The sequence below is a fragment of the Halorubrum tropicale genome, from assembly GCF_001280455.1.
GTDB classification, from domain to species: Archaea; Halobacteriota; Halobacteria; order Halobacteriales; family Haloferacaceae; genus Halorubrum; species Halorubrum tropicale.
In genome coordinates this window covers 1-9,182 of the sequence record NZ_LIST01000017.1, presented here as the reverse complement: position 1 = coordinate 9,182, position 9,182 = coordinate 1, and the positions used below count along the sequence as shown (strand labels likewise).

The following is a 9,182-nucleotide window of genomic DNA, read 5'->3' as shown; positions in this document are numbered from 1 at the left end:
GTGCTGAGGTCGGAGATGCGCCGGGTGCCGTCGTCGGGGTCGACGCGGACCACACTCACGCCCGTGTCCTCTGGGTCGACCGCGCGGACGACGTACGGGATGACGGTCTCGCCGTCGCGAGCGCTGACCATCCGGATGATGTCACCCTCCGCGAGGTCGGCGTGATGGTTCGAGACGATCTGGTTCCGGATCTGGAACAGCCCGCCGGCGCCGTCCTTGCGGAACCACTCGCGGAGGACCTCCTCCGCCTCGGCGTCGACGGCCTCGCAGTCGAGGTGCTGCTTGAACACCGGACCGAGCGCGTCGAGGACGTCTTCGCGGAACGCCTCGCTCTCGTGGAGTCGGTGCGCCTCAGCGGCGACCGTGTCGAGGTTGGAGTCGCTGTCCTCGAACTGGTCGCGGCGGTCGAACGTCACCATCTCAGAGCACCTCCAGAACGCCGACGCGAGCCGCCTCGTTCGTGTGGTACTGGAGCCACGTGCGGGCCTCGAACTTGGCCTCGCGAACGCTGTCGGCGTCGCGATGACCGGCCTCGACCCACTCGTCACCCTCGTCGATGGTCCGGGCGCACGCCTCGGCGACTACTTCCAGCGCCCGCTGTCGGGCGACGTGGGAGAGGATCCCCCACGCCTCCTTGACATCCTCGACGTGGTCGGCGTCCTCGCCGTGGTAGCTCGCCCGAAGCTCGCCGGCGGCGCTCGCCGAGGCCGCGGCGTCGCAGAGCCGCGCGAGTTGGTCGTCGGCGCCGAGGTCGTCGGCGATCCGATCGGCCAGCGCGTCGGTCTCGAAGTCCTCCGCGAAGCGCGTCGCGAAGTCGTCCTGCTTCTTCGCCGACGAAACGGAACGGCGGCTCATCGCTCAGGCCACCTCCTTCACGTCGGGGTCGCGGATGTCCAGCACGTCGACCTCCGCAGCGCCGACGCCGGCGCCGCGCTCGGCGAGGTCCTCGGCGGCGACCTCCCGGGCGACGTCGACGTCCCACGCCTCGCGCTCGCCGACCGCGTGGTGAACGGCCCCGTCCAGTCCGTCAGCCGTGTACGTCACCTGCTGTCGCGTCATCGCTCAGGCCACCTCCTCAGCCTCGGCCGTCGCCTCGGCGTCCGGGCCCTCGTCGACGAGCCGACCGAGGAGCTCCTCGCGACGGCCGGCGCCGTACGTCTCGTCGATGTTGAGCGCCGCGTAGATCGGACGGTCCGTCTTCGCGTGGCGCTCGTGGAGCGACAGCAGCACGTCGAGCGCGGTGTCGACTTGGTCGCTCTCGAACTGCCGCCGCTTCTCGGCGGCCTCCAGCACGGTCTTCTGCCAGTCGTCGAGCGAGGCCGAAAGCGTGACCTCCCAGCCGTCGACGTCGACCGCGGCGGCGTCGAGCTCGCCGGCGACGATCTCGGCCACGTCGCTCGTCGAGATGGTCGCCCCGGAGCGGTGGGTGGTCGCGAGGTCGCTGCTGTGGAGCCGATCGCCGTCAACGTCGAGGTCCGCCGTCACCTCGCGCGTCTCCGTCGCGGTGATCGTGCCGAGGCCGTCGGCCTCGGTCGCCGTCTCGAAGCGGGCGGTCCCGCGCACCGTCAGCGTGAGGGTGTGATCGTCGGACATCGCTCAGGCCACCTCCTCGACCGTCTCGTTGTGGAGCGCGCCGATGGGGAGGCCGCGGCGGATCAGCTCCGACCGAACGGCGTCGTAGTCGTTGGCCTTCAGCGCCGTCAGCGTCCGGGTGGTCTGCTCCCAGCCGCAGCGCCGGCGCTCGTACTCGACCGCCCACACGAGGACGCCGCCGTCGACGGCCTCCGTCTCGCGCTCCGTTCGCGTACTGTACAGCTCTGCGCTCTCGCGCCCGTCGGTGGCGTCCGAAGACGCCGCGTCAGTCCGAATTGCCATGGGATTCACCGGGACGGGATTCCCTCCGTCCCCATCCCTACATTGTAGGGATAACGTAATAAGTCTTTCGGAGACCGGCCGCCGTCGGTCGCTTTTGCCTCGTAGCAACCGGCGGATCTGCCTCGTGGCAGCCGGTGATCCGAACGGTTCGAGCGACCGCGCCGGCGGCCTACTGCGCGCCGCCGAAGCGCGGGTGGCCGTCGACGTGGTCGCCAAGCTGCTCGTCGACATCAGCCGGGTCGACCCACGCCGGGATCGGCTTCTCGCCCGTCGCGAAGGCGACTCTCTCAGCGTGCTTACAAAGCTCGTCAGGACCGAGGTTGTACTCCGCGTCCGGGCAGGTACAAGCCCCCGAACGCCCGTCGACGGTGTACTCCTTGCCGCTATGGGAAACGACGAGGTACATGTCGTCGGCGCCGCGCACGTCGCCGATCTCGTCGAGCGCGGTCATCACTTCGGTCAGCGCGCGGACCTCGCGGTCGTTGAGGTCCGTGTTTCCAGCCGGTTCAACCGCCGTAGCCGCGTTCTCCGCAGATGCCATGGGATTCACTGAGGCGTTCTCCGCCTCTATCCCTACATTGTAGGGATAGCGTATTAAGGCTTTCGGAGACTCCGCGCACGGTGGGGAGGGGTGGGTGGGGTGTACACCCCAGCGGCGGATCCGGCGCGGAGTAGTATCAGGTTCCCGAGAGGTGGTTACCCTGTGTCGGGGGGGTGTCGACCCCCGGGGGTCGACGCAGTTCTCAGGAGGTACAGCGTCTCTCGCTTCGGGATCGGCCTCGATTCTGAGTAAACACGCGCGCGCGACCCCCTCCCCCACAGAGAGCGCTCCGATTCTGGCTCTCCCGGGGGGAGGGGGCAGGGGCCCCCGACGACACCCCCCGAACGCTGGTGATGCCGGAGGATAGAGCGCGCCTACTGCGGTCATCCCCGGGGGTCGACATACCCCCGACAGGGTAACCACTCCTCGGAGTCCTTACATATAGCGGTGGAACGACCCTCACCCCTACACACCCCTCGCCACCTACGACGGTTCGCGAGTGCGTGTTCATACAGCGGCGCCGATGGAATCGCCCGCCGAACGCCGGCGCTCCCGAACGCGGCTCGCCGGCGAACGCCGCGGCCGCCGAACGCGCGGCTCACCGAACGCGGTCGACGTCTTCGAAGAGATCGTCGCCGGGGGCCGCCGACGCGCTCACGGGAAGAGCGGCGCCGGCTGGCGCAGCGGATCAGCTGTCGGTGTCGAGTCGGTCGGCGACGTCGTCGACGGGGAGTGGGCGCCACACGTACTGCGACCGACCCTGATCAGGAGACGCGCGCCGCTCGATGAGACCGACCTCATGGAGGCGCTTGGCGGCGCGGTGGATCGAGGACCTGCTTCGGAGGGTGACGTCGGCGATCTCCCTCGACGACATCGCGGTCTTCGACTGGCGGAGAACGAGGTAGACGATCGACGCCGTCGCCGGGAGTTCACCGAGCTGGTCGCGGAGGTCCTCGACGAGGTCGGCCACGCTGTAGGGGTGACCGTTCCCCGTCGCCGAGACCGCCCCCGCCTCACCGTCCGAGCCGGTGTTCGCTGACATGAGACGGGTTAGGGACAACGGACGGGAGAGTCTTCGGGGCGGGCTGGAAGTTAACCGCGGTCGTGGTTAACCAACACTTCCCCACGTCTTAACCAACACCAGCCGGTCCTCCATGAGGTGTGTTGTTTGTGAGATCGGCGCTGGGGCGTCCATGGGGTTGTGTTGTTTCCTCGATCGGCTGGCTGGTGACGCTCGCCGCCTACTCCTCGACGTCGTTGAGCAGCGACCGGACGATGCGGACGGTGGCCTCGAGGCTCGGGTCCGCGTCGAACTCGCCGGCCTCGGCTCGCTCCAGGAACTCGCGTAGCTCGTCGACGTCTTGCTCGTCGTCGAGTTCCAGCTCCAGGTCGCCGGCCTCGACCGCGTCGGCGAGGTCGCCGGCCGGGTCGATGTGCCGCGGGTCGCTATCCGGAACGCCGGTGTCGAGATCGTCGTCGCGCCCGTCGTCAGTCACCATCGCGCGTCACCGGTTCGCGCTCCACTTCGGGGTGGTGGTCAAACCAGACGTCGTTCCCGTAGCCCATCTCGTCGCCGTCGAACCGCACCCTCGCGCCGGGCACCTCCTCGGGATCGGGCTTCTCGCGGACGTCGTCGATCCACCGAGCGATGTCCCGGCGGTCGCCGGCGTCGAGCTCGGCGGGTGCCACGTCGCCGAGTCGGGCGACGTCGTCCACACCGGGGCCGGGATGGAACTCGACGAACTGCTGGAGCCGGCTCGCTTCCAGGCCGAGCCGATTCGCGATCGCCTCCGCGCTGGGGGCTGCGGTGGACATAGGCGCCTGTCGGTAGGTGTCGCACTTAGTCCCGACGCAGGCGGCGGAAGTGATCGGCATCTGAGCCAGCACTCGCGCGCGTGTGGCCTGTCCGAAAAATGGTTGAGCGGCCCTTCCTGGCGGTCGCCTCAGGCGGGGCTTCATGCCCTCCGGTCTTCATGCCCTCCGCGTCGGACGCCCCCGGCGCCGGCTGCTCCCGCGCGCACCCGCGCGAACCTGAAAAAAATGGTCGCGACCTCGTTGAACAACCACCAGACGATCTGCCATGGGGTCGCCGTCCGCCATGAGGTCCGCCGCCTCGCGCGCGCGTTGGGCGACGCCGAGAACTGATCGTGTTCGGTGTCGATGCCCGGCGCTCACGCGCGCGACGCCGCGGGAAAACCGGTCAGTCGAGAGCGGCGGCGGTCACGACTCCAGGAACTGCTCGGCGTCCGCCTCGGCGAACTCCTCGTGCTCGTCGCCTGGGGAGTAGCGTGCGAGCCCGCGGTGGTACGACGCGCTCCACTCGGCGCGGGCCTGCTCGACGTCCTCGACGAGCTCGGCGTGCGTCGACTCGTGGCGCCCGCTCGGCCGCTCCGGGGTGTGGGGTGTCTGGTTCGGGTGTGGCCGTCGTCCCTCGGCGTCGGCACGGGCGAACGCTCGCCTGTACCGCACCTCCGCCTCCTTCATCTTCGTCCCCGAGGCGCGCGAGGTCTCGTAACCGAGCTCGTGACACTCGCGACAGCGGAACCGGAGCGCCGACTCGCCCGGCCGGTCGTCCCACGGCGGCAGGTGGAGCGCTTCGCGACGCTCGCCGCAGCCGGGGCACTTGAACCACGGTCGCAGCCCGCCCATCGGCGGCGCCGTGTAGGCCACGCGCACCTTGTCCTCGACGTCGACCGACTCGGTCGCGCCGGCGGGCGTCGCCGTGTACACGAACTCGACCCACCGGGCAGGTGCGCCGGCGCCGTGCTCCTGGAGGCGATCGGCGGCGGTCGACTCGTCGGCGTCGACGTCGTCGACGACGGCCTCACCGGTGGTCGCGAGCTTGATCCGTGCTCGCGGGTCGTCGGCGTCGCCCCAGCGCCAGGTGAGCGTGGTCTCGCCGAACTCGAGATACTCCTTCAGGTCGGCGACGTCGACCGAGAGCGATTCAACGACCGTCGCCGTGTCCGCGTAGCGGTCGCGACCGGAGCCGAAGCCTCCCATACAGGCTGCTCTTGTGGTCGGATTTTACATAAATACCGTGGCAAATCGGAAGGTGATGTTTCCCTGCTCGGCGCTCGGGACGGGTGTCAGCCGGCGTCGGTGGTGGCGTTCTGGTTGCCCTGGGGAGCGCCAGCGCCATCCGCGCCGCCGTGGTAGTAGCACTTTCCGTGCTCGCCTGTCGCCGGCTGGCGGCACCGTGCGCTGGTTGACTTCGCCGTCGCCTCGCACTGCCCGTGGACGAAGTAGTGCCCGAGGAGGCGCTGCTCGATGTCCTCGAACAGCTGCCGCGCCCACTCTTCGAACGGCTCCGGCATCTCGACGTCGTCGACGTGTTCGCTGTAGTCGGAGTCTGCGATCCGATCGTTCGTCACCTCCGCCGCCTTCTTCTGCGCCTCGTAGAAATCGCGGAGCGCGTCCTCTGTCAGGCCCTCCTGCTGGACGCGCTCTTTCGCCCGGTCGGCCTCGTCGAACGGCTCCGCGAGCTTGGAGGTGTAGGTCTGCGACTCGTAGAGGAGGTCGTGACACTCGCGACAGCGGAACCGGTCGCGGTGTGGTGGCTTGTAGAGCTTTCCTCGGCGTGTTCGGCAGCCGGGGCAGGTGAACCAGGGCCGCTCGCCGCCGAAGTTGGCTGGCGTGTACTCGAGCCCGACAAAGTCAGAGACGTCAGTCGGCTCCCGGAGCTGTCCACCGCCGGTCGTGTAGCGCAGCAAGAAACCGTCGCGACCGGAGAAGTACCGCCAGCCGATCGTCGCGACGGTCTCGTCGTCGGTCTCCCACGACGCCGTCCCGCTGGGGCTGCCGTCGGCGGCGTCCGTGAGCTCACCGACGTCCAGCTGGAGGCTCTTCCCGACAGTCTGGGGCATCCCTGTCCATGAAGTGGCCGCTGTGATCACTAAATCGTTAGGGGTCGAATACGGACATCTCGGTGCTGTCCTGCGATTCGGCGCAGGACGTTGCCCATGGGGTTGTTCCTCGACGTCGACGCTCAGCGGCCTCGGGCAGCCGCGCGCTCCTCTTCATGAGGTTGTTTCGTGAGAGGGCTGAAAAGGCCGAGAGCGCCGCGCTCAGAAGACTCGCTTCGCGATGCTCACGGCGGCGCTGTGGTCCCGGCAGACGCGACTGACCGGGCAGTGCTCGGTCTCGCAGCGGATGGTCGCCTTTCCGACCTGCGCGAGCTGTCCACAGACGTGACACTCCTGAGTCGTCTTCTCGGCGGTGACGCGCTCGACCTGGAAGCCCCTCGCCCTGAGGACGGACTCGGCTTTCTCGCGGAACGCGGGGAGGACCCACTCCGCTGCCTCCGTCGCCCCACGGGCACACTCGGTGAGCGTCCCACTGGTGAACGTGAGGTCCTCGAGGACGACGATGTCAGCGTCCTGTTGCTCGGCGTACTCGACGAGAGACGCGGCCGCCAGGGCAAACTGCTGGTTGAGCATGGCCCGACACTGCTCGATCGCGAGCTGCTCGGCCTCGTGCGTGTCCTCGGGTCGGTCGTCGAGTCGATCGAGAGTGTCGCTGAGCGCGTTGTAGAGCCCGCGCTCTACCTCGCCGCCGGCCACCAGGCCTCCCTTGACGTCCGGACCGGCACTGTTCGGCGCCGCGACCAAGAGCCGCTTCACACCGAGGTCGACACCGACCGAGGTGACGCTGCCGGGGCGCGTAGTCACCGAGTTCCTTGTTTGGCTACTCATCGTCGCCTCCGTCGTCTTCTTCGCTGTCTCTAAGCGTCTCGCCCAACATCTCCCGCAGCGCTCGGTTCGGGAACATTGGAAGTGGGCCACCGAAAGACTCGACGCCGGCGATGGGCGCGAGCTCCTCTTCGACGTGAATCCGGGCTTGATTGAGGGCGGACCGCAGCTCCCGAACCTCCTCCTCGGTGATCTCCTCGCCGGATCGGGCGGCCTCCTCGACGTCGTAGAACGCGTCGGTGATCTGGGAGCGAAGCATGCCGGCTCTGCTCTGTAGCATCCGCCGGCCTCCCGCCTCCCAGCCTGCCTCGTTCTCCTCCTCGGTCGACGTTTCGGGCGTCACGGTGCCTCACCTCGGCCACCGCCACCGCCGACGTCCACTACTGAGCAGTCCGGGAGGTGTTCCGGGTAGCCTTCGATCGGCTCACCGCACCACTTACACGTCTCCCGATTCTCCATCGCCGCGGCCTTCGTGAGCGCTTGCTGGCAGTGGATACACTGAGACTTCTCTCGCGGCGTCGACTGGTGACACCGCGGGCACTCGACCGGCGCCGTGGCCTCGGGTTCATCCTCCTCTTCGATGTCGACACCGTGGAGCCGGGCGACCTCACGGTTCGTGTCGTCCGCGAACGTCGCGATGTACCGTGACGCGATGTCGCTCCCACGGACCCAGCCGTGATGGTCCTCGAGGTGGGCCTGACTCATCCCACGCCGGGCGAGGTGAGACGCTGAGGACTTCCGGAGGTTCGTGAAGCTGACCGGCTTCTCGACGCCAGCATCGCGTGCCGCCTCTCGGATGCCGTAGCGTAACGCCTGGTACGACAGGTCATCAGGACGATCGAGATGACTCCAGAGCGGGTCGTCCCGGCTGTCGCCCGGGTGCTCGCCGAGCCAGCGCTGGAGGAACGGAACGCTGGGAACGAGGACGACCGACCGCTGGCCCTGCTTCCCCTGGACGGTGACCTGATAGCCGTGCTTGTGGTCGGTGACGTCCCCGAGAGTGAGCGACCGGAGCTCACCAGAGCGAAGGCCGGCGTCCCAGCCGACGGCGATCACCGCGGCGTCGCGATAGTTGGTCGTCTGGTCGATCATCGGCAGGATGTCCGCTTGCCATCGGAGCATGTCCGAGGGGTCCGGCGTCGGATCGTGGGTGTTCGATGTCCCCGACGGGATCCACTCCATCGACGCCGGCGGCTCGTCGCCGTTCTCCTCGCTGACACGGCGCCCTACCTGCTTCAGGGCGACTCGGTAGTCCTTGTTGGTCTCGGGGTTGTCGTACGTCTGGTGAATCCAGCGGACGATCTCCTCGGCGGCCTCACGCTCCTCGAGGGCGGCAGCCAGTCCGCCGGCTTCCTCAGCCATCCGGACGTTGTGCCGGAGGAGCTTCTCGTGCCGGTGACCGCCCACCTCGCTGGGGACGAGGAACAGCTCGTCGCTGAAGTCTAGCAGCACCTTTCGGTCGGCGTCACTCCCGCCGCGGGTGCCGTTCTCGAGCTGCTCACGGATCGTGTTGATGGCGTCGTCTCTCTCAGTCATCTTCCTCAGAATCAGGCTGGTCAGTAGTCTGTGCGTCGTGGTGCTTGTCGAGGAGTCGGACGAGCTCCTGGAGCGCGGCCTCGTCGGCCTCGATCGCTTTGAAGGTGATCTCGGTCCCGATCCAGCCAGCGCAGTCGCCACAGAGACCTCCACACCGATTCGCCTGGAGGTCTTCGGCGCCGAGTGGGTGCTCGAGTTCGAGGTAGAACCCCGCGCCGTCCATCTCGGAGCCGCACTTCATACAGACGTCCTCGTCGAGCCGGTGGTTGTGGACGTGCTGGCAGCTCTCGCAGATGTCGGCCTCCAGCGGGTCGATCGGCTTCACCGTCGTACGATCTACCAGATGAGCCGGCTTCTCGTCGCCACAGATCTCGCAGTACTGGAGTTCACTCATCTCGCCCCCCGCCGGCGTCGCCGGTTAGCGTGTACCCGCTGGCTGCGAGCGATTCCTCGACCGATTCTGGAACACCGTCTCCGACGTCGCTGTTACCCCCGACCGGTAGCGTGTGGTCGAGTTCGATCAGGTCGTCGTCTCGGAC

15 protein-coding genes are annotated in these 9,182 nt (G+C 68.1%); all 15 read right to left on the bottom strand.

Features of this window, described 5'->3' with window-relative positions; translation table 11 throughout:
- The coding region (locus AMR74_RS16965) for a hypothetical protein (RefSeq protein ID WP_139043062.1) at positions 1 to 419 on the bottom strand (419 nt) is incomplete at its 3' end.
- A gap of 1 nt (position 420) precedes the next feature.
- Positions 421 to 855, bottom strand: a complete 435-nt coding sequence (locus AMR74_RS16960; protein WP_053773240.1) for a hypothetical protein — start codon at positions 853 to 855, stop codon at positions 421 to 423.
- Between the two features lie 3 nt (positions 856 to 858).
- The gene (locus AMR74_RS16955) at positions 859 to 1,059 is read right to left on the bottom strand and encodes a hypothetical protein (RefSeq protein ID WP_053773239.1); all 201 of its coding nucleotides are present in this window, start codon (positions 1,057 to 1,059) and stop codon (positions 859 to 861) included.
- 3 nt (positions 1,060 to 1,062) lie between these two features.
- Positions 1,063 to 1,593 (bottom strand): hypothetical protein, encoded by a 531-nt coding sequence (locus AMR74_RS16950; protein WP_053773238.1) that lies wholly within the window; start codon positions 1,591 to 1,593, stop codon positions 1,063 to 1,065.
- A gap of 3 nt (positions 1,594 to 1,596) precedes the next feature.
- Positions 1,597 to 1,875, bottom strand: a complete 279-nt coding sequence (locus tag AMR74_RS16945; protein WP_053773237.1) for a hypothetical protein — start codon at positions 1,873 to 1,875, stop codon at positions 1,597 to 1,599.
- Positions 1,876 to 2,044: 169 nt separating this feature from the next.
- On the bottom strand, positions 2,045 to 2,416 hold the full coding sequence (locus AMR74_RS16940; protein ID WP_053773236.1) for a hypothetical protein: 372 nt from the start codon (positions 2,414 to 2,416) through the stop codon (positions 2,045 to 2,047).
- Positions 2,417 to 3,104: 688 nt separating this feature from the next.
- A complete protein-coding gene (locus AMR74_RS16935) occupies positions 3,105 to 3,458 on the bottom strand; it encodes a MarR family transcriptional regulator (protein ID WP_053773235.1) in 354 nt (117 codons plus the stop codon).
- A gap of 199 nt (positions 3,459 to 3,657) precedes the next feature.
- Complete coding sequence (locus AMR74_RS16930) at positions 3,658 to 3,915, bottom strand: hypothetical protein (protein WP_240471242.1); 258 nt, start codon at positions 3,913 to 3,915, stop codon at positions 3,658 to 3,660.
- Positions 3,905 to 4,231, bottom strand: a complete 327-nt coding sequence (locus AMR74_RS16925) for a hypothetical protein (RefSeq protein ID WP_053773234.1) — start codon at positions 4,229 to 4,231, stop codon at positions 3,905 to 3,907. Before AMR74_RS16925 ends, AMR74_RS16930 begins: the two co-directional genes overlap by 11 nt.
- Positions 4,232 to 4,636: 405 nt before the next feature.
- Positions 4,637 to 5,419: a hypothetical protein gene (locus AMR74_RS16920; protein WP_053773233.1), complete on the bottom strand. Its 783-nt coding sequence runs from the start codon at positions 5,417 to 5,419 to the stop codon at positions 4,637 to 4,639.
- A gap of 86 nt (positions 5,420 to 5,505) precedes the next feature.
- A complete protein-coding gene (locus AMR74_RS16915) occupies positions 5,506 to 6,282 on the bottom strand; it encodes a hypothetical protein (protein WP_053773232.1) in 777 nt (258 codons plus the stop codon).
- Positions 6,283 to 6,483: 201 nt separating this feature from the next.
- Positions 6,484 to 7,086 (bottom strand): zinc ribbon domain-containing protein, encoded by a 603-nt coding sequence (locus AMR74_RS16910; protein ID WP_167551952.1) that lies wholly within the window; start codon positions 7,084 to 7,086, stop codon positions 6,484 to 6,486.
- A 16-nt stretch (positions 7,087 to 7,102) separates the two neighbouring features.
- On the bottom strand, positions 7,103 to 7,450 hold the full coding sequence (locus AMR74_RS16905) for a hypothetical protein (protein WP_053773230.1): 348 nt from the start codon (positions 7,448 to 7,450) through the stop codon (positions 7,103 to 7,105).
- A complete protein-coding gene (locus AMR74_RS16900) occupies positions 7,447 to 8,643 on the bottom strand; it encodes a tyrosine-type recombinase/integrase (protein WP_053773229.1) in 1,197 nt (398 codons plus the stop codon). The genes AMR74_RS16905 and AMR74_RS16900 overlap by 4 nt, the downstream gene beginning before the upstream one ends.
- Positions 8,636 to 9,037 (bottom strand): hypothetical protein, encoded by a 402-nt coding sequence (locus tag AMR74_RS16895; protein ID WP_053773228.1) that lies wholly within the window; start codon positions 9,035 to 9,037, stop codon positions 8,636 to 8,638. Before AMR74_RS16895 ends, AMR74_RS16900 begins: the two co-directional genes overlap by 8 nt.
- Between the last annotated feature and the right edge of the window lie 145 nt (positions 9,038 to 9,182).

Bases quoted from the DNA above. Each gene is read 5' to 3' on its own strand.
- AMR74_RS16960 (WP_053773240.1), bottom strand. From the start codon at position 855: ATGAGCCGCCGTTCCGTTTCGTCGGCGAAGAAGCAGGACGACTTCGCG.
- AMR74_RS16955 (WP_053773239.1), bottom strand. From the start codon at position 1,059: ATGACGCGACAGCAGGTGACGTACACGGCTGACGGACTGGACGGGGCC.
- AMR74_RS16950 (WP_053773238.1), bottom strand. From the start codon at position 1,593: ATGTCCGACGATCACACCCTCACGCTGACGGTGCGCGGGACCGCCCGC.
- AMR74_RS16945 (WP_053773237.1), bottom strand. From the start codon at position 1,875: ATGGCAATTCGGACTGACGCGGCGTCTTCGGACGCCACCGACGGGCGC.
- AMR74_RS16940 (WP_053773236.1), bottom strand. From the start codon at position 2,416: ATGGCATCTGCGGAGAACGCGGCTACGGCGGTTGAACCGGCTGGAAAC.
- AMR74_RS16935 (WP_053773235.1), bottom strand. From the start codon at position 3,458: ATGTCAGCGAACACCGGCTCGGACGGTGAGGCGGGGGCGGTCTCGGCG.
- AMR74_RS16930 (WP_240471242.1), bottom strand. From the start codon at position 3,915: ATGGTGACTGACGACGGGCGCGACGACGATCTCGACACCGGCGTTCCG.
- AMR74_RS16925 (WP_053773234.1), bottom strand. From the start codon at position 4,231: ATGTCCACCGCAGCCCCCAGCGCGGAGGCGATCGCGAATCGGCTCGGC.
- AMR74_RS16920 (WP_053773233.1), bottom strand. From the start codon at position 5,419: ATGGGAGGCTTCGGCTCCGGTCGCGACCGCTACGCGGACACGGCGACG.
- AMR74_RS16915 (WP_053773232.1), bottom strand. From the start codon at position 6,282: ATGCCCCAGACTGTCGGGAAGAGCCTCCAGCTGGACGTCGGTGAGCTC.
- AMR74_RS16900 (WP_053773229.1), bottom strand. From the start codon at position 8,643: ATGACTGAGAGAGACGACGCCATCAACACGATCCGTGAGCAGCTCGAG.
- AMR74_RS16895 (WP_053773228.1), bottom strand. From the start codon at position 9,037: ATGAGTGAACTCCAGTACTGCGAGATCTGTGGCGACGAGAAGCCGGCT.